22 protein-coding genes are annotated in these 21078 nt (G+C 71.7%); 11 read left to right on the plus strand and 11 right to left on the minus strand.

Annotated elements, in window-relative coordinates; all coding sequences use genetic code 11:
• Window positions 1–145: 145 nt before the first annotated feature.
• The 3 genes from FJ108_11110 to FJ108_11120 form a co-directional block, all read right to left on the minus strand.
• Window positions 146–637: a hypothetical protein gene (locus FJ108_11110; GenBank protein MBM4336442.1), complete on the minus strand. Its 492-nt coding sequence runs from the start codon at window positions 635–637 to the stop codon at window positions 146–148.
• 4 nt (window positions 638–641) lie between these two features.
• Window positions 642–1757 carry a YaiO family outer membrane beta-barrel protein gene (gene yaiO / locus FJ108_11115; protein MBM4336443.1) on the minus strand — a complete coding sequence of 372 codons (1116 nt, stop codon included), beginning with the start codon at window positions 1755–1757 and terminating at the stop codon, window positions 642–644.
• Between the two features lie 147 nt (window positions 1758–1904).
• Window positions 1905–3635: a hypothetical protein gene (locus FJ108_11120; protein MBM4336444.1), complete on the minus strand. Its 1731-nt coding sequence runs from the start codon at window positions 3633–3635 to the stop codon at window positions 1905–1907.
• A gap of 76 nt (window positions 3636–3711) precedes the next feature.
• Between FJ108_11120 and FJ108_11125 the strand changes: the two genes are divergently transcribed.
• From FJ108_11125 to FJ108_11135, 3 genes are read left to right on the plus strand one after another with little or no spacing between them, the layout of a single operon-like run.
• Window positions 3712–4353 carry an IMP cyclohydrolase gene (locus tag FJ108_11125; protein MBM4336445.1) on the plus strand — a complete coding sequence of 214 codons (642 nt, stop codon included), beginning with the start codon at window positions 3712–3714 and terminating at the stop codon, window positions 4351–4353.
• A gap of 54 nt (window positions 4354–4407) precedes the next feature.
• Window positions 4408–5730 (plus strand): AmpG family muropeptide MFS transporter, encoded by a 1323-nt coding sequence (locus tag FJ108_11130; GenBank protein MBM4336446.1) that lies wholly within the window; start codon window positions 4408–4410, stop codon window positions 5728–5730.
• A gap of 57 nt (window positions 5731–5787) precedes the next feature.
• Window positions 5788–6036: a hypothetical protein gene (locus FJ108_11135; GenBank protein MBM4336447.1), complete on the plus strand. Its 249-nt coding sequence runs from the start codon at window positions 5788–5790 to the stop codon at window positions 6034–6036.
• 7 nt (window positions 6037–6043) lie between these two features.
• On the opposite strand, the gene FJ108_11140 is transcribed toward FJ108_11135, so the two are convergent.
• The 4 genes from FJ108_11140 to larE are packed head-to-tail and all read right to left on the minus strand — an operon-like array spanning window position 6044 to window position 9503.
• Complete coding sequence (locus tag FJ108_11140) at window positions 6044–6367, minus strand: FHA domain-containing protein (GenBank protein ID MBM4336448.1); 324 nt, start codon at window positions 6365–6367, stop codon at window positions 6044–6046.
• Window positions 6325–7863 carry a 9-cis-epoxycarotenoid dioxygenase gene (locus tag FJ108_11145; protein ID MBM4336449.1) on the minus strand — a complete coding sequence of 513 codons (1539 nt, stop codon included), beginning with the start codon at window positions 7861–7863 and terminating at the stop codon, window positions 6325–6327. The genes FJ108_11140 and FJ108_11145 overlap by 43 nt, the downstream gene beginning before the upstream one ends.
• Before the next feature lie 9 nt (window positions 7864–7872).
• The gene (locus FJ108_11150) at window positions 7873–8649 is read right to left on the minus strand and encodes a hypothetical protein (GenBank protein ID MBM4336450.1); all 777 of its coding nucleotides are present in this window, start codon (window positions 8647–8649) and stop codon (window positions 7873–7875) included.
• Complete coding sequence (gene larE / locus FJ108_11155; GenBank protein MBM4336451.1) at window positions 8646–9503, minus strand: ATP-dependent sacrificial sulfur transferase LarE; 858 nt, start codon at window positions 9501–9503, stop codon at window positions 8646–8648. Before larE ends, FJ108_11150 begins: the two co-directional genes overlap by 4 nt.
• Window positions 9504–9572: 69 nt before the next feature.
• Here larE and FJ108_11160 point away from each other — a divergent pair, with 69 nt between their 5' ends.
• Entirely contained in the window at window positions 9573–10673 is a 1101-nt protein-coding gene (locus FJ108_11160) for a D-alanine--D-alanine ligase (protein ID MBM4336452.1), read from the plus strand.
• Here the strand turns inward: FJ108_11160 and FJ108_11165 are convergent.
• Entirely contained in the window at window positions 10663–11958 is a 1296-nt protein-coding gene (locus tag FJ108_11165; protein ID MBM4336453.1) for a hypothetical protein, read from the minus strand. The genes FJ108_11160 and FJ108_11165 overlap by 11 nt on opposite strands.
• A 153-nt stretch (window positions 11959–12111) precedes the next feature.
• Here FJ108_11165 and FJ108_11170 point away from each other — a divergent pair, with 153 nt between their 5' ends.
• Both FJ108_11170 and FJ108_11175 read left to right on the plus strand, forming a co-directional pair.
• Window positions 12112–12864: a hypothetical protein gene (locus tag FJ108_11170; GenBank protein ID MBM4336454.1), complete on the plus strand. Its 753-nt coding sequence runs from the start codon at window positions 12112–12114 to the stop codon at window positions 12862–12864.
• Window positions 12842–14149: an FAD-dependent oxidoreductase gene (locus FJ108_11175; protein MBM4336455.1), complete on the plus strand. Its 1308-nt coding sequence runs from the start codon at window positions 12842–12844 to the stop codon at window positions 14147–14149. The genes FJ108_11170 and FJ108_11175 overlap by 23 nt, the downstream gene beginning before the upstream one ends.
• Here FJ108_11175 and FJ108_11180 read toward each other — a convergent pair.
• Entirely contained in the window at window positions 14133–16556 is a 2424-nt protein-coding gene (locus FJ108_11180; GenBank protein ID MBM4336456.1) for a hypothetical protein, read from the minus strand. The genes FJ108_11175 and FJ108_11180 overlap by 17 nt on opposite strands.
• A gap of 15 nt (window positions 16557–16571) precedes the next feature.
• Between FJ108_11180 and FJ108_11185 the strand changes: the two genes are divergently transcribed.
• Entirely contained in the window at window positions 16572–17414 is an 843-nt protein-coding gene (locus FJ108_11185; GenBank protein MBM4336457.1) for an N-acetylmuramic acid 6-phosphate etherase, read from the plus strand.
• Here FJ108_11185 and FJ108_11190 read toward each other — a convergent pair.
• Together FJ108_11190 and FJ108_11195 are read right to left on the minus strand one after the other, a co-directional pair.
• Window positions 17411–17749 (minus strand): outer membrane protein assembly factor BamE, encoded by a 339-nt coding sequence (locus FJ108_11190; protein MBM4336458.1) that lies wholly within the window; start codon window positions 17747–17749, stop codon window positions 17411–17413. The two genes, FJ108_11185 and FJ108_11190, sit on opposite strands and share 4 nt — an antisense overlap.
• Before the next feature lie 5 nt (window positions 17750–17754).
• Window positions 17755–18123 (minus strand): cytoplasmic protein, encoded by a 369-nt coding sequence (locus tag FJ108_11195; GenBank protein MBM4336459.1) that lies wholly within the window; start codon window positions 18121–18123, stop codon window positions 17755–17757.
• A 145-nt stretch (window positions 18124–18268) separates the two neighbouring features.
• On the opposite strand from FJ108_11195, the gene FJ108_11200 reads away from it, so the two are divergent.
• The 4 genes from FJ108_11200 to FJ108_11215 are packed head-to-tail and all read left to right on the plus strand — an operon-like array spanning window position 18269 to window position 20979.
• On the plus strand, window positions 18269–18733 hold the full coding sequence (locus FJ108_11200; protein MBM4336460.1) for a pyridoxamine 5'-phosphate oxidase family protein: 465 nt from the start codon (window positions 18269–18271) through the stop codon (window positions 18731–18733).
• On the plus strand, window positions 18730–19632 hold the full coding sequence (locus FJ108_11205) for a MerR family transcriptional regulator (GenBank protein MBM4336461.1): 903 nt from the start codon (window positions 18730–18732) through the stop codon (window positions 19630–19632). Before FJ108_11200 ends, FJ108_11205 begins: the two co-directional genes overlap by 4 nt.
• 31 nt (window positions 19633–19663) lie before the next feature.
• A complete protein-coding gene (locus FJ108_11210) occupies window positions 19664–20710 on the plus strand; it encodes a hypothetical protein (GenBank protein MBM4336462.1) in 1047 nt (348 codons plus the stop codon).
• Window positions 20623–20979, plus strand: coding sequence for a DUF1295 domain-containing protein (locus tag FJ108_11215; protein ID MBM4336463.1), 357 nt, complete (start codon window positions 20623–20625; stop codon window positions 20977–20979). Before FJ108_11210 ends, FJ108_11215 begins: the two co-directional genes overlap by 88 nt.
• Window positions 20980–21078: the final 99 nt, after the last annotated feature.

A 21078-nucleotide genomic window follows, 5' to 3' on the forward strand; every position in this document is an offset into this window, starting at 1 on the left:
CTTCGTCGATGAAGAAGGTCACGTCCGAACGATCCAGAGCGTCGCTGATATATACCGGAAGCAACAAACCCTGGTGTTGCTCGTACCCCTTGAAATCGCCTCTCTCACCCATCCTCGCCATGCTAGCGCGCGAGAGAGTCTTGGGTCAGGCTCCTAGCGCCCACGCGCCCGCGTGTCGCACCTCGAAGTGCGGGTCCGTCTTCACCAGCCGGAGCAGCGCGGGAAGCGCGCTGCGCACGCGGAGGAGACCGAGATTCTTCGCGGCTTCGGCCCTGGCCGTCACGCGCCAGGAGCGAAGCCGCCGGGACTCCGCGTCTGCGAGTCCGATCGCGACGGCAAGCTCGCCGATCCGCGCCGACTCGTCGCCGCGGAGATCGAGCGCGAGCTGGATCAGCATCGGCAGGATCCTGCGGCGATCGGAAGCTCGGATCTCGTCGAGTGTCGGCTCGCACCGCGCCGGATCGCAGATCCAGGCGCAGACGAGCGGAAGCAGCGTGGACGCGCGGATGGCGTCCGCGCGCATTCGCCGCGCGATCCAGCCGTGGTGGAGCAGCGTTCCGGTCAGGATCGCGAGAATCCCGGCCAGGAGTCCGAAGACGATCGCGACGAGCTCGTCGTGGAAGTCGGTGAGCAGCATCGGTTCAGAACTTCACGAAGAGACCGGCGCCCACGCCGAGCCTCTCGTAGGTGGATCGAAGGTCCTCGTACTCGATGCAAAGACGCAGACCGAGATCGTCCCGGAGCAGCAAGCGCACACCCGTCCCCAGCGTGAGGATTCGCGCGCGCGAGCGCTCCTCGTCGACGGTGGTCGGGGCGAAGACCTCGGTCCCGAAGGCGCCGAACGCGTAGGGGCTGACGCGTGACTCCGGGACCAGATCCAGCTGCAGCGACCCCGTGTGCCCCGTCCGGCCCCCGGTGATGCGCGTCAGGTAGTAGCGGGCGGTCACGCGCAGCTCCGGAAGCGGCAAGAGCTCGAGCCCCGGCGAGACGGAGATCGAGTCGATGTCTCCCGCGAAGCGCGAGTAGCGGCCGCGCAGGCGCGAGGTGACGCGCTCGCCCAGGCTTCGGGCCAGCTCCACGTCGAGAACGCTGCGCGCGACGACCTCCGCGCCGAAGCCCGTGGTCGCGCGCGCGTCGACGGACCATCCCTGCGGCAGGCGAAACAGCGCGCCGAGGGTCGCCTGCGTCGCGTTCTCGTCGAAGCGGCGGTACTGGTCGATGCCGCCGCGGAGCACGACGGTCTCGGAGACGGGAGCCGAGAGGAACGTGTCGGCGTGCCACCAGTCGCTGCGGTCGCCGTCGAGAGCGTCGAGCTGCAGGCCGACGTCGAGCCGCGCGCGGCGATCGCGCGGCGCCGATTCGGGTGTCGCCTGCTTCGCGGGCGCCTCCGTCCCGCTCCCCTGCCAGCGCCGCAGATCCTCGAGCGTGAGCAACGCGTCGACGTCGGTCGGCCTCGCTTCGAGCACGCGCAGCAGCTGCGCCTCGCCCTCGGCCGCGCGACCCATCCAGCCCAGAAGCCGCGCGCGCGATCGACGCATCGGCGTCGTCGGGATCGCGCTCGAGAAGCAGGTCGAGATCGGCGAGCGCTTCGTCGTGACGGCCGAGCCAGGCGAGCGTTCGGGCGCGTTCGAGCCTGGGCTCCCGCTCCGCAGGCGAGCGGGCGAGGATCGCGGAGTACGCGTCGACCGCCTGCGGCAGCCGCGCTTCCAGAACGAGCGAACGTGCGTTCTCGAGCGCCGCCTCGTCGGCAAACGCATCGAGCGACGCGACGGCCAGCGCGAGACCCAGCAGGGCCGCCTTCACGACATGTCTCTCCCTCGGGTCGCGGCGCCGACAGGTCGTGCCGGCGCCACCCGAGTGTGATTCGGCGAGGCGGAGTGCGGCCTTGATCCGGATCTACGGAGTCACTCGCTCCAGAGTCGGACGATCTTCTCGCAGCGCTCGATCCGACCCGCGTCACCGTCGATGACCCGGCGCGCATGGCTCTCGAGCTCCAGCATCTTCATGTGAACCCATCGCGCTGCGAGCTCTGTCCGGTCTGGTGAGATGTCGGCCTGGCGGAGTAACTCCGTCGCCACGATCACTGCAATCACCATCTCTGCGACGGCCTGTGCGGAGAGCAGCGCGTAGCCGAAGTCGCGGATCAGCGCGACGGACGACTCCTCGATCCGCTCGATTCCCGCCAGGACCCGCTCGGCGAACGGGCGCAGCGCCGCCTGCCCGAGCGCACCGAGCTCCTTGCGCAGCTCGTCGAAGACGATCGTGAGCGCGCCCTTGCCGATCTCCTTCAGAGCGAAGCTGACCTGGATCTCGCTGGTGCCCTCGTAGATCGTGGTGATGATGCCGTCGAGGTGGAGCTTGCCGACGGTCGACTCCGCCATGAAGCCGATTCCGCCGTGCACCTGGATCGCGTCGCGCGTGATCGAGTCGCAGCTCTCCGTGGCCAGGTACTTGGCGAGCGGCGTGAACAGGCGGATCTGCGTCTGGTTGCGCTCGAAGCCGCGGCCGAGCTCGGCGCGCTCCGCTTCCGAGAGCGTCGTCTCGCGCGCCAGCGCGGCCTGGATCGCGGTGTTGCGATCGACGAGCGCCGAGACGCGGTACAGCAGCGCCCGGCTGCCTTCCAGGCTCACGACCATTCTCGAGAGCAGGCTCTTCATCAGCGGCTGGTCGCCGATCGGCATGCCGAACTGCTTTCGCTCGCGCGAGTAGCGGATCGCCTCGACGACCGCGGCCTCGGCGATTCCCACGCCCTGCGCGGCCACGCCCAGCCGTGCGTTGTTCATCAGATCGAGCATGGCGCGGAAGCCGTCGCCCTTCACGCCGATCCGCCAGGCCTCGGCGCGTTCGAGACGGACCGCCGCCGTCGGCGAGCCGTGGATGCCGAGCTTGTGCTCGAGCCGCTCGACGGTAATGCGGTTCGCGCTCCCGTCGGGGAGCGTGCGCGGGCAGAGGAAGAGCGAGAGCCCCTTGGTGGTTCCCTTCGAGAGCTCGAAGGTGTCGGCGTCGCGCGCGAGCACCAAGTGGATCTCCGCCCCGCCGTTGGTGATGAAGATCTTCTGGCCGTCCAGGAAGAACCGACCCGCGTCCTCGACGGCGCGCGTCGAGATCGCGCCCAGGTCCGAGCCGGCTTGCGGCTCGGTCAGGTCCATCGCGCCCTGCAGCTCTCCCGAGACGAAGCCGGGCAGGTAGCGCTGGCAGAGCTCCTCGGGCGCGTAGCGCTGGATGTCCTCGGCGACGCCGGCCTGGAGTCCCATCACCGTCATCAGCGCGGCGTCCGCGCGCGAGATCATCTGCAGGATCACGTTCGCGATCGTGGTGGGAAGCTCGAAGCCGCCGAAGCGTTCGGAGATCCCGAACGCCACCAGCCCCGCGTCGCGCAGCTTTTCGTAGCCGTCGCGCACGTGCGCGGGCGGCTCGACGCGGCCGTCCTCGAGCGTCGCGGCCTGCCACCAGCCCGCGCGCGACGCGGGCTCGAGCGAGGCGCAGATCTCCGCGCAGGTCTCGAGCACCCCGCGAAGCGCCGCACGCTCGGCAAGGACGTCGACCGCATCGCCCTTCCGCAGTCGGAAGTAGTCGTCCCAGTCGATCCGTCGGTCCAGATAGAGAGCGATCCCCTCGTGCAGGTAGGTGGTCATGGATCCTCCCGCCGGCGCGCGCCCGGCAGCGGCTCCGGCTATGATCGACACGCACTCTCGAGCGTGAGGCTAGCGCATGTACGTCGGCAGGATCGTCGCGGTGGGTCGAAATCGTGCCGGGGCCAACGCGGCGCTGTACCGGGTCTCGTCGCGCTCGTTCCCCAACCGGATGGCGGTCGAGGTCGACGGGCGGCTCGCGATCGTTCCGCGGCCCGGGCACGAGGGCGATCTGCACAAGAACCCGTACATCGCCTACAACGCCGTGCGCATCGCGGGAGAGTTCGCGGTGGCGACCAACGGCAGTCACACCGATCCGATCGCGGAGAAGATCGCGATGGGAGTACCGCCGCGCGACGCGCTGGCACAGTCGCTGCTCGCGCTGGACTACGAGAAGGACTCGCTTCAGACCCCGCGGATCGCAGGCGTCGTTCCGCTGGAAGGCGAGACCGGCTGGCTCGCGATCGTCCGCCACGACGCGCTGGTGGTGAAGGCCGTGCCGCTCGCGCCGGGGCGCGCCTGGTACCTGGCGACCTACGAGCACGACGACGTGCGCGAGTCGCAACGCGTCGCCTTCGACGCCGCCGACGCCGCCGGCGCGGCGCGCTTCGCCGTCTTTGGCGGCGCATTCGCGTCGCTCGAGAAGCCCGTGACCGCGGCGGCGGCGCTCGCCGCGGGTCGCGGCTTCCGCTTGGGGACTTTTCTCGTCAATCCGGCGTGAGCCCGCGCCGATGAGGACGAAGATGCGTCCTCGTGAACCCGAAGCGAGCTTGCGATGAACACGTGGGCGCAGGCGCTGCGCGTGTACGGCAACCCGCGCCTGCTGGCGATCCTGGCGATGGGATTCGCGAGCGGTCTGCCGCTGGCGCTCACCGGCGCGACGCTGCAGGCCTGGCTCGCCGAGGCGCATGTCTCGCTGGTGGACATCGGCCTGTTCGCGCTGGTCGGCGTCGCCTACAGCGCGAAGTTCGTCTGGTCTCCGCTGATCGACCGCGTGCCGCTGCCGTGGCTCACGGCTCGGCTGGGCCAGCGCCGCTCCTGGTCCGTCGTGATCCAGCTCGCGCTCGCGGGCGCGATCGCGGCGCTCGGCGCCTCGGATCCGGCGCGCGACGTCTGGCGCACGGCGGGGTTCGCAGCGCTGGTCGCGTTCCTCTCCGCCAGCCAGGACATCGTGATCGACGCCTACCGCATCGAGCTCCTCGACGCCGACGAGCAGGGTGCAGGCGCGGCCGCGACGCAGTGGGGCTACCGCTTCGGGGTGATCGCCTCCGGAGCGGGCGCGATGGCGCTTGCGGAGCTCTTCGGCTGGCCGAGGGCGTACCTGGTCATGGCGTCACTCGTTGGTGTCGGGCTGGTCACGGTGCTTCTCACGCCCGAGCCGCCGCACCCGCGCAATCTCGAGGCCCGCTCGGTCTCGGGCTTCCTGCGCGAGGCGGTGCTGAGACCGTTCGCGGAGTTCAGCTCGCGCCCGCGCTGGGGCGTGATCCTGCTCTTCGTCGTGCTCTACCGCTTCGGCGACGCGCTCGCGGGCGGGATGTCGACCGCGTTCTACGTGCAGCTCGGCTTCAGCAAGCTCGAGATCGCAGGCGTCGTGAAGGTCTTCGGGGTGCTCGCGACCATGGCGGGGATCGCGGCCGGCGGCGCGCTGGTGTTCCGCAGCGGAATCGCGCGCGGTCTGGTCGGCGCGGGCGTGTTCGCGGCGCTCTCCAACTTCGCCTTCACGGCGCTGGCGTACGTCGGGCACGACCTCACGGCGCTCGGCGCCGTGGTCGCGATCGAGAACTTCACCAGCGGCCTCGTCTCGGCGGCCTTCGTCGCCTACCTCTCGGAGCTCTGCAACGCGGAGTTCACGGCCACGCAGTACGCGCTGCTCTCCTCGCTCGCCGCGACCGGCCGCACGGTGCTCGCGTCGTCGGCCGGCTGGCTCGCGGAGCTTCTGGGCTGGCCGCTGTTCTTCGCCGCAACAGCTCTCGCCGCGCTTCCGGGACTCTGGCTCGCGGTCTCGCTCGCCGGACTCGCGATCCGCGCGGATGCAAGCTCGCCCTTGCCCTGTCGTCCGATCGCTGCAGCTTGCGGTCGCGAGCGCCGTTCAGAGTAGAGCGGGCGCCCGGCACGCCGCTTGCTCTCGCAGCGCCGCAGAGGAGGCAACGAGATGATGGTGGACGATCGCGACCTCGAACCGATCGAGCGGGTCGCGCGGGTGCCCAGCCCCGGTGTCGCCGCGGTGCTCTCGGTATTGGTGCCCGGCCTGGGTCACGTGTACGCAGGTCGGCTCGGCGGAGGGCTGCTCTGGTTCCTGGCCACGGGCTTCGGCTACTGGGCGATCCTGGTGCCGGGCTTCCTGCTCCACGTGGCGAGCGTGTACTTCGCGTACCTGGCGGCGAAGGACTTCCGCGGCTACTAGACGCGCTTCAGGCCTTCGGCTCGAGCACGAACGCGAACTCGTGCGCGCCCAGACGGAATCGATCGCCATCTTTGAGCTCGAGCGCCTCCGGATCAGAGCTTGCGAGATCGCGAAGCGCGAAGTGGCCCGAGCGGAACTCGACCAGGGCGTGCTGGCAGCGCATTCCCGCGTCGTCGAGAGCGAGGTCGACTCCGGGCCCGCGGCCGAGCGCGGTGCGCGACTGGTCGAGCCGGTACTCCATTCCGCGCGCCTCGCCCGACAAGATGACCAGCGCCGCACGATAGCGGCTCAGGAACTCGGAGAGCGCATGGCTCGGATTCGGCGGTGGCATGGAGCGCAGCCTTGGACGGCATCGCGCCGTCGCTGATTCTCGCTACGGTCGGATCTTCGAGAGCTTGAGTGCGCTGCGATCTCACGCCGAAGATCGGGCGAAAACCAGCTGCGTGCCTCGATCCGGGCGCCCGGTAGCCAAGCGCCGTGGAAGCCGTACGGAACTCGCTGGGGCAGATGCACGCGCGCGACGGGCTCGCCCGTCACGTTCCGCGCGTCGATCACCAGGAGCTCCGAGCGGGCTTCCGCCTCGTCGTGCACGAGCGAGAGCAGGTGGCCGTCGTCCTCGTCTCGCGCTCCAGGTCGCGGCACGAAGACGGCCTCGCCGCCGTTGCGGTTCCGGCCGTACTCGTGCGCCTGCCAGCCACCGCGCAGCAGGTCGTACTTGAGCAGACCCGACGCGAGCGGCAGGCCCACGTCGCGGCGGAAACGCGCGGCGTAGGCGAAGCGCGCGCGTCGGCCGACCAGGGCCTCGTGGATTCGCGGCAGATCCGCGCTCTGGTCGTCGAGCTGCTCCTCGCGCACCGTGCCGCGAGCCGGATCGATCCGCCAGCGCAAGAGCACCGGGGTCTCGCCGATCGGGCTCGGCCCGGAGTCGTCGAAGCGGAGCGCCAGCGAGCGGCGGTGACAGACCTCGAGCACGACGGCCTCGCCGTCGTCCCAGGCGTTCACGGTGTGAAAGACGAAGCAGGGCGCGATCGCGAACCAGCGGATCGCTCCGCCCGACGCGCGGCGCGCAAGCACCCCCAGGTACGAGCCGCGCTCGGGCTCGAACGCCCCGATCGGCTCGCCGCGGAGCATGCGCCGGACGTCGTAGGTGTAGGGGTGGTTCATGAACACCGCGTAGCGCTCGGTGATGGCGAAGTCGTGCATCATCACGCCGATCGGAAGCTCGATCGCGGTGGTGTGGGCGAGCGCGCCGTCGGCGGCGATCACCGAGTACTGCAGGTGGGGTTTGGCGACCGGGCTGTAGCCGAAGCCGAACATCTCGCCGCTCTGCGCATCGATCTTCGGGTGCGCGCTGAACGCGTGGTGCAGGCGCTTCCGAAATGTGCAGGGTCCGCGCGTCTCCAGGCCCGGCAGTGCGATCTCGTACGGCTCGCCCTGCTCGTGCAGCGCGAGCAGCTTGCCCGCGTGCATGACCACCGAGGTGTTCGCGCTGTTCTTGGTCGGGCCGTCGGGGTTGTCGAACTGCGGCCGCTCGAGCACGCCGGTCCAGATCGCGCGGTCGCGTTTGCGCTCGAGCTCGAAGCCCTTCGTGCGCACCCAGCGATTCCGGTAGCTCGCGCGCCCGTCGCGAAGCTCGATCGCGTGCAGCATTCCGTCGCCGTCGAACCAGTGATACCGCCCCAGCGGCTCGAGCCGCGGGTTCGCGCCGTTTCGCAGGTACAGACCGTCGAGCTCGCGCGGCAGCTCGCCCTCGATCACGAGGTTCTCGGCCTCGATCTCGCGCCCGACGGGAGCGAAGTTCCCCTCGAGGTACGGGCTCTTCCCCATGCCACGACTCTAGCGCGGGCTGACCTCGCGGCGCTCCTCGCCCGACCAGACCAGGCGGATCGCGGCGGTGTCGATCTCGACCATCGGCACCGCCGCGCGAGCGGGCAGGAGCGAGGCGTCGCGGACGGCGAGCTCGCCGCGCCGGAGCTCGAGCACTCGCGTAGCGCCGGTTCCGTCCGCGACCACGAGCGTGCCGGTGCCGCCGGCATAGGAGGCGCGCCGGCGCAGGTGGTCGATGCCCGCGTCGAGATCGCGCGCGCGGAACAGGATCTCCTGCGCGAGAAAGCGCAGCGACGGCTGGTCGCGCGCGCCGTCGCGAACGCAGACGGCGGCGATGCCCTCCGCGTTCACGCCGCACAGACAGCCCGAGAGATGGGCGAGCGCGAGCTCGACGCTGGGAAACCCGCCCGCGTCGGGCCGACTGCTGCGAAGCACGAGCAGGGATCGCAGCTCCGCCGGAACGTCGAAGGCCGCCTGCAACACCGTTCCGCTGACGAACGCCGCGCCCTGCACGCGATCGAGCGCCTCGGCCAGCTCGAGCCCGCCGAGCGGCGCGTGCGAGGCGAGTGCGATCCCCTCGAGCCGCTCGCGCTGCCAGGGGAGCTGCGTGGCGATCGCTCGCGCGCTGGTCGCGCGCACGCGCCGCAGCAGTGCGCGACGCGCGAGCCAGGGAAGCGCTCGGCGCTGGCGCGAGAGCTCGCGCAAGATCGCCTGTGCGAACGCCCCACCCTGCGCCCGGCCCTGCTCGACGGGGGCGCCCGCGGCCACGAGCTCGCGCGTGCTCACGAATCCGGCTTCGAGATCTGCAGGATCTCGTTCGCCGAGCCGGAGCGGTAGCCGTCGACGTCGAGCGACACCCAGCGGAAGCCCGCGGCGCGGACGCGCTTTCCGATCTCGCGCAGCGCGTCGGGCGAGAGCGCGCGCGGCAGCTCCTCGCGCGCGAGCTCGACGCGCGCGAGATCGCCGTGGTGTCGTACGCGGAGCTGTCGATAGCCGAGCGCGCGAAGCTCGTCCTCGGCGCGGTCGATCTGCGCCAGCTTCTCGGGCGTCACGGGGCTTCCGTAGGGAACGCGCGACGAGAGGCACGCCGATGCCGGGAGCTCCGCCGCCGATAAGCCCGCGGCCGCCGAGAGAGCGCGGATCTCGCGCTTGCCGAGCCCGACGTCGAGAAGCGGCGAGAGCACCCGGTGCTCCTGCGCGGCGCGGTGCCCCGGGCGGAAGTCGGAGGTGTCGTCGCGGTTGATTCCGTAGGCGACCGCCGCGATGCCCCGCTCGGCGCGGAGCGCTTCGAGCCGGTCGAAGAGCTCGCTCTTGCAGAAGTAGCAGCGATCCGGAGCGTTCCGCGCGTAGTCCGGGTTCTCGTGCTCGCGCGAAGAGATCCACTCGTGGCGGAAGCCCACCTCGCGCGCGGTTCGCTCGGCCGCCTCGCGATGACTGCGCGGATACGACGGCGAGAGCGCGGTCACGGCCACGGCGCGCGTGCCGAGCGAACGGTGCGCGGCCCAGGCCAGATAGGCGGAATCGACCCCGCCGGAGTAGGCGACGACGAGCGACTCCAGAGCGCCAAGCCGCGCCAGCAGCGCCGCCTGCATGGCGAGGGCGTCGCTCGTGGCGATGCTGTCGGCGGCGGCGCGGCTCATCGATCCAGGGTACGGAGGCGCGGCGAAACGTGTCAATGACAGCGCGATGCTCGCTGCTATCCTCGCGGCGTGACGAAGCTGCGCGTGGGAATCGTATTCGGGGGGCGATCGACGGAGCACGAGGTCTCCGTCACGTCGGCGACCACCATCCTCCAGGCGCTCGACCCGTCGCGCTACGTGCCGGTGCTGATTGGTGTAGGCCACGATGGTCGCTGGCACGTGGCCGAGGACGATCTCGAGCTGCTTCCCGAGGCCGTGATCGGGAATGCGCGCGCGCAGACCGCCTTCGCCGGTCTCCGAGCCGGGCTCGAGCTGCTGCGCCGCGACGACTCGCGCCCCACGCTCGCTGCGCCGCTCGACGTGGTCTTCCCGATCATCCACGGACGCGGCGGAGAGGACGGCACGCTGCAGGGAATGCTCGAGCTCGCCGCCATGCCCTACGTCGGCTGTGGCGTGCTCTCGACCGCGATGTGCATGGACAAGGTGATCAGCAAATCCGTGCTCCGCGATGCGGGCGTTCCCGTCGTACCGTGCCGGGAGATCCGCCGCCACGACGCGCAGCGCTCCACCAGCGATTTCATCGAGGCGATCGAGGAAGCGTTCCCCTACCCGGTCTTCGTCAAGCCGACCAACACCGGCTCGTCGGTGGGCGTGCACAAGGTGCGCTCGCGCGCGCACCTGGTCTCCGCGATCAAGGACGCGTCGCGCTACGACCACGACGTGCTGGTCGAGCCGTTCGTCGACGCGCGCGAGGTCGAGTGCGCCGTGCTCGGAGGATTCGATCCCCGGGCCTCCGTGCTCGGTGAGATCCGCTTCGCGTCCGAGTTCTACGACTACGAGGCGAAGTACGCCGCGGAGTCGACGCAGCTGCTGATCCCGGCCGACGTCTCGCCGGCGCAGAGCGACGAGATGCGCGCGCTCGCGCTGCGGGCGTTCCGCGCGCTCAAGTGCTGGGGAATGGCGCGCGTCGATTTCTTCCTGGAGCGCTCGACCGGCCGGCCGTACCTGAACGAGCTCAACACGCTTCCCGGTTTCACCGACGGGAGCATGTACCCGAAGCTCTGGGAGGCCTCGGGAATCGCGCTTCCCGAGCTGGTCGACCGGCTGATCGAGCACGCGCTGGAGCGCGCCCGCGAGTCCGCGTCGCTCGAGATCAAGTTCAAGAGCTGAAGAAGCGGAACAGGTCGGCTTCCATGACCTCCGCGTCGCGGTAGCCAAGGTCGATCAGCTCCGCCGCGTACTCGCCGTCGAAGAGCAGGTAGCTCATCAGGTCGGCCTCGTCTGAAGGCGCGCCGCGCGTCAGCGCGTTGAACGCCAGCGACCCGAGCCAGCTCCGATCGGGGCTGGCCCGGACGCGCTCGACGTGGCGCGCAGCGATCGACCCGATGTCCTCGCTGGGGCGGATCAGGCAGTCCTCGACGATCCGAAAGCCGAGGCCGCGCTCCTTCTCGACCTGCACGTTGATCTGGTCCAGGTAGTCGTCGCCCCAGAGCTCGAGCCCGGCGCGGAGCACGCGGTTCATCACGCGCATCTGGCCCAGGTCGTACTCGAGCCGGTCGATCAGCAGCGCGTTCAGGACTTTTCCGAACAGGAAACCGGCCGAGTGCATGCGCTCGATGCGCTCCATGGCCAACGGCTCGTCGAGCGCGGGCGTGCGCGAGTGACGCAGGCCGATCACCAGCACGCGATTGGAGCCGAGGCGAAGCGCCGGCGCGAGCGGCGTCTGCTGGCGCAGGCTGCCGTCGCAGTAGTAGGTCTCGCCGATCCGCACGGCCGGAAACAGGAAAGGGATCGCGGCGGAGGCGAGCGCGTGCTCGGGCGCGATCCGAGCCGGCGCGGCCACGTGCATGGTGTCGTTCGTCCAGGTCGGCACGCCGCGCTCGCGATGGTCCACGAAGGTCACCGTGCGCCCGGTCGCGATCTCCGTGGCGCTGATGCAGACCGCCGCGTAGCGGCCCGCGCGGCGGTTCTGCCGCAGGCGGCGCCACGGGATCTCGTCGACGACCAGCTGCTCGAGCGGAGATGTGTCGAGCAGCCCGTGAACGCGGTCCTTGTCGTCGCCCACGCCCACGGGTCGACCCGACAGGAAGCCGAACAGCGCCCTGGAGAAGCCCAGGGCATCCCCTACACCGAAGCGGTACACGGTCGAGAACGACATCCGGCGCCAGACCTCGACCAGCTGCCGCACGCCCGCCTCCGGGTCGTCCGACATCGCCGCCAGGTGGCAGGTGTGCACGGCGCCGACCGACGTTCCCGAGTAGACGTCGAAGCGCGGCATGAAGCCGAGCCGACGCGGCAGCTCGCCCAGCACGAAGCGCAGCACGCCGGCCTCGTACGCGCCGCGCGCGCCGCCCCCCGACAAGACGATCGCTCGCCGCACCCGATCCGAGCGCGCCTCGAGCGGAACCGGTCCGCCAGTCGTCACGACTGCAGCTTCGGCACTTCGCGCCGGCAAGTCGAGCCCACGCCGGGTCGGCGGGAGACGGGCCTCTTAAGTAGAGAAAGCCCGGGCCGGAACCTCGCACAGTGCGAGGGGAGGGGTTTCCGGCCCGGGCACTCCCATGCCCGAGGCACCGAGCCCCGGGCAGCACTCGATCGAGCAATCGACGTGCCAATGCCCGACCCCGCGCGCAGCTCACGCTGTAGCGGGTGGATTCTGCGGCGGATCGATCGGGAATCGGCGCTCGCGCCGCGGCTCCGCGCTCGCAGACGACCTGACTCCGATGCGCAACAGCGCGCCGTTTTGCGGCTTCCGGCGACGACGCGCGTCACCGGCCGCGGGCTGACGTACAATCGCGCTCGACTCGAACACGGGGGAATGCACGTGAGGAAGTGGTTCATCGTCTCGGCCGTGGGACGCGACCGGCCGGGGATCGTGGCCGACCTCGCGCAGCTCGTCTTCGACAGCGAGGCGAACCTGGAAGACTCGCGGATGACGCTTCTCGGCAACGAGTTCGCAGCGATCCTGCTCTGCTCCGGAGCATCCGCGGATCTGGAGCAGCGGCTGGCGGCCGGCGCGCGGCGGCTCGAGTGGCAGCACCGGCTCACGATCTTCATCCGCCCGCTCGAAGGCGAGCCGCGCCCGCCGGTCCCGGCGCCCGGCACGCGTCTGTACGCGATCGAGACGCAAGGCATGGACCGAGCCGGAATCGTGGCGGGAATCTGCAGGACGCTCGCCGACCTGCACGTGAACATCGCGGACCTGCGCTCGAGCTCGCTGCCCTCGCCGTCGGGCGCCGCGCTGTATCGAATGAACGTGCTCGCGGAGGTGCCCGAGTCGCTCGATCCCGCGCGGCTGGCCAAGGCGCTCGAGGAGAGCGGCGGGCGCCTGGGCGTCGATGTCTCGCTCACTCCCGCCTGAGCGGGTGCTGATCGTCGGCGCCGGGCTCTCGGGCCTGGTCGCCGCGCACCGACTCGCCGCAGCCGGCCGAAGCGTGCTCGTGCTCGAGGCGAGCGCGGGCATCGGCGGCAAGCACGCCACGGAGACTCTCGCGGGCATCGCCTGCGAGCGCTGGCCGTCGTTCCTGCCGCGGGCGGCGCGCGCGTACACGGAGCTCGAAGCCGAGCTCGGCTTCGGCTCCGCGATCGCGCGCATCCCGCTCTCGCGCGTCGGCTGGCTTCGCGGCGATCACGTGATCACCGGATCGACGCGAGCGTGCGAATGGATGCGGCGCTCGCCGCTTGCGGCGCCGCGTCTGCGGCGGCTCTCGCTCCTTTCGAGCTGGCTCGGCTCCGAGATCGACCCGGAAGCGCCGGAGCGGTCGACCCGGCTCGACGACCGCAGCATCGCCGACTTCTGTCGCGTGTACCTGGGCCGGCGCGCGCTCGACGCGTTCCTCGCGCCGCTCTTCGCGACGGCGTTCGGCAGCGATGCCGCGCAGACGAGTCGCGAGCTGCTCTTCGCGCTGCTCGACGGGCGCGCGGAGATCGGCCTCGATCTGGTCCCGGGCGCGGCGGCCCTGGTCGACGCGCTCGCGGCTCGCGCGCCCGAGATCCGCACCGGCGCGCGCGTCGCCGCGATCGACACCGACGGCCGAGGTGCTCGGCTCGAGAGCGGCGAACGACTGGCGGCGGACGCGGTTCTGCTCGCCGTCGGCTCGGACGAGGCGATGCGCCTGCTGCCCGACGCATCGCCCGCGGAGCGTGCGGCGGCCGGGAAGCTCGAGGCCGGATCGGGCCTCGCGCTCGCGCTGGCGACACGACCCGGTGTCGAGCTTCCGGCTCGCGTGCTGTGCGTTCCGGAGCGCGCGGGCGGCGAGCTCGCCGGCGTGATCGACGCGACGCCCGCGGACGCGCGCGGGCTCCGGCTCCTGCACCTGGTCGCGCGGCCGAGCCTCTTCGCGCGGCACGGCCACCGGCCCGACGACGAGATCGCGCACTTCCTGATCGAATCCGCGGCGCGGCTGGTTCCCGGCCTTTCCGGCGCGATCGAAGCTCGTCGGCTGCACCGGCTGCCGCGCGCGCTCCCGGCGTTCTCCGTCGGCCACTACCGCGCGCTCGAAGTGCTGCGCGAATCGATGCGAAATCGGCCCGGGCGCCGCGTGGCTCTCGCCGGAGACTGGCTCGTGGCGCCGCACCTCGAGGGCGAGCTCGCGTCGGGACTGCGCGCGGCCGCCGAGCCAGGCGCGCTCAGTCCGCGAGCGTAGCCACCGTCACGCCGTTTCCGCCCTCGCGCGGATCTCCGGGCGCGAAGCTGCCCACGCCCGGCGCGATCCGCAGCCAGGCGCGAATCGCATCGCGGAGCGCGCCCGTTCCGTGCCCGTGGATGAAGACGATGCGACCGCCGCCGCGGCCGAGCAGTCGCTGGAGTGCAGCCTCGGCGCGCTCGACCGCCTCGTCCACGCGCAAGCCCCGCAGGTCGCAGTCGAGCCGTGCAGGCTCGCCGTCTTCCGCACGCTCCACCGAGATCCGCGAGCTTCGCGACGACGGCGCCGGCGCGGACCCGGCCGCGAGCACGCGCGCGATCCGCCCGGCCGGCACGACCGTGCGCACGCCGCCGACGCGCACCGCCACGCGACCGCGCCGATCGGGCGCGGCGACGACGACGCAGATGCCGGGAATCCCGCGGATCTCGACGCGCGCATCGGGCCCGAGCGCGGCGAGATCGACCGCGGGCGTCGTCTCCGGCGCGGGCACCTCTGCGTGCGCGCGTTCCGCGGAGGCGGTGCGCTCGCGAATCCGCTCGAGCGCGCCGCGCGCCGCGTTCGCATCGCGGCCCCGTTCCGGTCCGGGCTCGCTCTCGCCGCGCTGCAGCCCGCGCACCACGTGCGCGATCTCCGCGCGCGCGCGCGCGAACGCGCTCTCGAGGTCCGCCTTCATCGCCGCCAGCGCCTGTTCGCGCGCGCTGCGCAGCGCCGCGAGTCGGGTCTCGTACGCTTCGCGCGCGGCCTCTCCCTCTGCGCGCATGCGCAGCGCTTCGAGCCGCTCCGCCTCGAGCTCCTGGCGCAGCTCCGAGAGCCCGCGCGTCAGCGCCTCGAGACGCGAGTCCTCTCGATCCAGGAGCTCACGCGCTCGCTCGACCACCGGCTCGGGCAGGCCCATCCGCTGCGCCGCCCACATCGCGCCGCTCGACCCCGGCTGGCCCGCGTGGATCCTGAAGGTGGGAAGCAGCGTCGCGAAGTCGAATTCGGCGCTCGCATTCAGGAAGCGCGCATCGCCCGCGGCCAGCTCCTTCAGCCGGTTGAAGTGCGTGGTCGCGAGCACGTAGCTGCCCTTCGCGACCAGCGCCTCGAGGATCGCCTGCGCCAGCGCCGCGCCTTCGCCGGGCTCGGTGCCCTCGCCGATCTCGTCGGCGATCACGAGCGTGCGCGAGTCCGCCTGCTCGACGATCGCCGCCAGGTTCGCCATCCGCGCCGAGAAGGTCGAGAGCCCCGAACGCAGGTCCTGCTCGTCGCCGATGTCCGCGAAGACCGCGTCGAGGATCGGCACGCGAGTTCCGGGCTCGCACGCGACGTGAAGCCCGGCCCGGACCGAGAGCACCGCGAGCCCCACCGCCTTCGCCGCGACGGTCTTCCCGCCCGCGTTCGGTCCGGAGATGACCAGGCAACGCGCCGCCCCGAGCAGCGCGAGGTCGTTCGGAACCACGTCCTCGGGCGCGAGTCCGGCCTCGAGCAGCAGCAGCGGGTGGCGCAGGCCGCGTAGGTCGAGCTCCGCGTCGGTCGAAACGTCGGGCGCGACTCCGAGCGACTTTCCCGACAGGCGGCCGCGCGCGAACGCGGCATCGAGCAGCTCGAGCGTGGCGCCCATTCCCTCGAGCTCGAGTCTGCGCTCGCGAGCCGCGTCGCAGAGCTCGCGCAGAAGTCGCTCGACTTCACGCGTGAGCTCGGTCTTCGCGATGCGCAGGCGATTGCCGACCTCCACCACCTCGTCGGGCTCAATGAAGACGGTCGTTCCGCTCGATGAGACGTCGTGTACGATCCCTCGCACGCGCTGGCGCGAATCGACGCGAACGGGCAGAACCGGCCGGCCCTCGCGAAACGTCGAGTAGGAGTCCTGAAGATGCGCTTGCACGTCGGGATCGCGCAGGTGCCGCGCCATCTGGCGTTCGACCTCGCCCTCGAGATCGCGCACGCGCCGGCGCAGGCGGCGGAGCTCAGGGCTCGCGTCCTCGCGGATCTCGCCGGCGGGAGTGACGACGCGGGCGAGCGCCTGCTCGAGCGCGCGCAGATCGGGGAGGGTTTGCGCGAGGCCGGCGAGCCCCGGCGCGATCTGCGAGCTCTGCGCCAGCGATTCTCCCACCCGCCGCGAGGCCTCGAGCGTGGCGAGAAGCTTCGCGAGCTCGCCGGCTGCGAGCGTCCGGCCGCGCGCGATCTCGGTGACCTCTGCGCGCAGATCGGCGACGCCGCCGAAGCCCGGCTCGCGGCCGCGGTCTATGAGCTCGCGGGCCTCGCTGGTCTCGGCGAGCCGTTCGACTACACTTCCGTGCGTCGGCGGGAATGCGACGGCGCGAAGCGCCTCGGCGCCGCGCGCGGTCGCGGCCTGCGCGGCGAGGCAGTCGAGCAGACGCTGCCACTCCAGGCGCGCCAGTGTCGCGGGATCGCAGCGGAAGGCCACGGAGCGGGATTCTAGATGGCAGAGGCGAAGAAGCCCGCCCCGGGCGGACCGGTGACGGAGGCGCCGAACCCGCGCACGCGCGACCTCGACCGGCTTCCGATCGCCGAGCTCGTCTCGCGCATCCTGGACGAGGACGCGCGCGTCGCGGTCGCGGTGCGCGAGACGCGACCCGCGATCGAGCGCGCCTGCCAGGCGCTGGTCGCCACACTCGAGGCCGGCGGGCGCTGGATCAACCTGGGCGCGGGCACCAGCGGGCGGATCGGAGCGCTCGACGCGGCCGAGATCCCGCCGACGTTCGGACTCGATCCCGAGCGCGTGCAGGCGCTGATCGCCGGCGGCGCGCCCGCGCTGACCGGCGCGGTCGAGGGCGCCGAGGACGACGTCGGCGCCGCGGTGCGCGAGCTCGGAAAGCTCGCGTTCGGAAGCGGCGACGCATTGGTCGCGCTCTCGGCGAGCGGCCGAACGCCGTACGCGCTGGCCGGGATCGAGCACGCCCGGGGGCTCGGCGCGCGCACGATCGGGATCACCTGCGTGCCCGACTCACCGCTCGCCACGCGCGCGGAGATCGCGATCGTCGCGGTGGTCGGCCCGGAGGTGATCGCGGGCTCCACGCGAATGAAGGGCGGACTCGCCCAGAAGATGATCCTGCACACGCTCTCGACCGCCGTGATGGTGAAGCTCGGGCGCGTTCAGGGGAACCTGATGACGGGACTTCGCGCGGTGAACACCAAGCTGCAGGAGCGCGGCGTGCGCATCCTGTGCGAGCTCGCGGCCGTGTCGCCGGCCGAGGCCGAGCGCGCGCTCGACGCGGCCGGCGGCTCGGTCGAGAAGGCGCTGTCGGAGCTCGGCCGGCGCTAGCGGTCGACGGCTCCGTCGAGCGGCGGCGCGGCGTTGAAGGTGTACGAGACGACGACGCCACGGGCGTCGAACCGGACCACGAGGTCGCGCGTCTCGGTGGTGCCGAAGAGCTTGTAGCGGTAGTGGCCGTAGGTCCAGGTGCGCCGCCCGTCTTCGACGCCCGCGCGCCACGGCTCGCCGAAGATCCGATGGACCTCGTCGCGCGTGGTCTGTCCGATCTGGAGCTGGCCGACGGCGTCCGTCGGGAACGGCCGGCCCACGGTGAGACACGCGCTGGTGAGAAGCAGCGCGAAGCTTGCGACGGTCGCGGCGGCGCCCCTGCGAAGCGGAGCCATGGCGCTCAGCTGATGATCTTTCGCATCGAGGCCGCGTCGGGCACGACGATTCGGGACGCCTCGGAGCGCTGCATCTCGCGCGCCTCCTCGATCATCTCCTCGACCGCGCGGCCCACGGCCTCGGGAAACTTCGCGATTGCCTCTTGCAGGGTCGTGGCCTCGATCAGACACGAGACCGGCACCGGGCCGACCTGCGACATGAGCTGGGTCTGGGCGATCCAGCGCGGCTGGCGCGACGGATCGGGCTCGCCCGCCACCGTGACCGGCACCAGGCGCTTCAGCGAGGCGACCTTCAGGTCGGTGTAGCTCTCCTCGCGGTAGAGATTGTTCGCGTCGACCGAAAGCTCCCCGACCACACGTCGCGCTTCGCTCATGGCTGATCCGGCTCCTCTGGCTTGCGTGGCCGGAGTGTACCGCTTCGGCCCGGCGGGACGAGCCGAGCGGCCCGCTCGGCTCGCATGTCTAGATAAGATCTAGCTATGATCCGGACGAGAGCGGCGTTGAGCCGCCGGAGGCGCAATGACCACGACGGGGCCATGGGACCTCGAGACGATCGAGGCGCACCTGCGGGCGAGCGTGGTGCCGGTTCGGCTCGGCTGCCTGGACACCTCGGGATGGCCCGCGGTCGTCTCGCTCTGGTTCGAGTACGAAGGCGGAGCGCTCTGGTGCGCCACGCCCGCGCGCTCGCGCGTGGCCGAGTGGCTCGAACGCGAGCCTCGCTGCGCGTTCGAGGTCGCGCCGAACGCGCCGCCGTACTTCGGCGTGCGGGGTCGGGGCACCGCGGAGCTGCGGCCCTCGGAAGGGAAGCGCGTGCTGCACCGGCTGGCGCTGCGCTATCTGGGCGGAGACTCGTCCGAGTTCGCCGACTGGCTGCTCTCGCGTCGCGTCGACGAGGTGGCGATCCGGATCGCTCCGGCGCGCGTCTCGAGCTGGGATTTCCGCGGGCGGATGCAGATGCCCGTGCGCGCGCAGGGGGAACGATGAGCCATCGCAACGCGAGCGCGGAGCTTTCCGTGGGTGCGGTGGTCCGGCTCACCGGGCTGAGCGAACACGTGCTCCGCGCCTGGGAGCGCCGACACGGCGCGATCGCTCCCGCGCGCAGCAAGGGTGGCACCCGGCGCTACAGCGCCGAGGACGTGACGCGGCTGCGGCTGCTCGCGGCCGCCGTAGCGGCCGGGCACCGGATCGGCGAGCTGGCTGCGCTTTCCAACCGCGACCTCGCGGCGCGAACGGCGCGGCCCGCCGCGGCGGAGCAAGCGCGACTGGAGGAGCTCTTCGCCGCGCTCGAGCGCCTCGACGTCGCCGCCGTCGAACGGCAGCTCGGACTTCAGCTCTCCGCGCTCGGTGTGCGGCCGTTTCTGGAGACCGTCGCGCTGCCGTTCCTGCGCGAGATCGGCTCGCGCTGGGAGGCCGGCGATCTGTGCACGAGCGACGAGCACGTGGCGAGCGCGGCCCTTCGCGGCGTGCTCGGGCGCGCCCAGCGTGCCGGCGGCAGCGGTGGCGGTGGCCTGGTCCTTGCGACACCCGCCGGGGAGCAGCACGAGCTCGGCATCCTGATGGTGGCTCTCTGCGCGCAGGAGCACGGCGTCCGAGTGGTCTATCTCGGCTGCGATCTTCCGGCCGAGGAGATCGCCGCCACGGCCGCGCGCGCGCGCGCGCAGGCGGTCGGGCTCGGCATCGTCGCGCTCGACCCGCCGAGCGCGCTGCGCGAGGTGCGCTGGCTGCGCCGGAAGCTGCCGCGCACGACGGAGCTCTGGCTCGGGGGAGCAACGGCCGAGCGGCTCCCCACGACGCCCGCCGGCACCGTCACGGTCGGCGACCTGGCCGCGCTGGAGACGCGCCTGGTCCTGCTCGGCGCCCGCGGGCGCGGGGATCGCCCTTGAAACGTGTCTAGGAAAAATCTAGACATTCGACATGGCCCAAGAGCCGTGCCTCCCGCTTCCTGCGGCGGATCGGCCGCGAGCGACGCGCGCGAGCGGCGCACCTCCGCTCGAGACCGTGCGCGCGCGCTGGCTGCGCCGCGGAGCGTCGATCGGCGCCTACACGCTGGCGTTCGGGCTCCTGCTCCTGCTCGCGCCGCTCGTCCTGCCGCTGCTCTGGGCTGCCGACCGCATCGCGGGCGGCCACAGGTCGCTCTTCAGACTGGCGCTCTTCGGGCTGTTCTTCCTGGGCTACGAGCTGATCGGGCTGCTCTGCGCGGGGGGATTGTGGCTCGCCGGGCTCGCGTTTCCGCGCCTTCGCGCCGAGCGGAGCCGCTCCGCGCACGAGCGACTTCAGCGCTGGTGGGCCGAGAGCCTGTTCCGCGCGGCCTCGCGCTGTTTCCGGCTCACGCTCGAAGTCGAGGGCGCCGACGCGGCGACGCCGGGTCCCGTGATCGTGATGATGCGGCACGCCAGCCTGGCGGACACGCTGCTCCCCGCGGTGCTTCTCGGCGGGCGCGGGCTGCGACTCCGCTACGTGCTGAAGCGCGAGCTGCTCTGGGATCCGTGCCTGGACGTCGTGGGGCAGCGCCTGCCGAACGCGTTCATCCGACGCGGTCGCGGCGAGAGCGCTGCGGAGATCGACGCGATCCGCGCGCTGGGACGCGACCTGGGCAGCGACGAGGGCGTGCTGATCTACCCCGAAGGCACGCGCTTCACTCCCGCCAGACGAGTGCGCGCGCTCGCGCTGCTCGCGGATTCGGATCGACCGGAGCTGCTCGCGCGCGCGCAAGCTGGTCGCCGTGCTCCCTCCGCGCAGCGCCGGGCCGCTCGCGTTGCTCGACGCGGCCGCCGACGCCGACGTGCTGCTCGTCGCGCACAGCGGCCTCGAAGGGCTCGCCAGCGTCGCCGACGCCGGAAGCGCTCGGCGTCTTCGACGCGCTCGGCGCGGGCCTGTGGCTGGTCGGGATGTTCTTCGAGAGCGTGGGCGACGCGCAGCTCGCGCGCTTTAAGGCGGATCCTGCGAATGCCGGCCGCGTGATGGATCGCGGCCTGTGGCGCTACACGCGCCATCCCAACTATTTCGGCGACTGCGTGGTCTGGTGGGGGCTGTTCGTGATCGCGCTCGGAGCTCCCGGCGGGATCTACTCCATCGTCGGCCCGATCGTGATGACGGTTCTGCTGCGCCGCGTCTCCGGCGTGACGCTGCTCGAGCGATCGCTGGTGAAGCGGCGACCGGGCTACGCGGACTACGTGGCGCGCACCAACGCCTTCCTGCCGGGGCCGCCGCGAAGCGCGCACGACCTCTGAAGGAGACCGGACGCTCGCGCCCGCACGCATGCTCGCCGCGATACACTGGCAGGCGCTTCGCCTCGCGCTTCGTCGTGTCCGTTTCCACGCGCACCCGCG

It is taken from the genome of Deltaproteobacteria bacterium (genome assembly GCA_016875225.1).
Classification (GTDB): Bacteria; Myxococcota_A; UBA9160; order SZUA-336; family SZUA-336; genus VGRW01.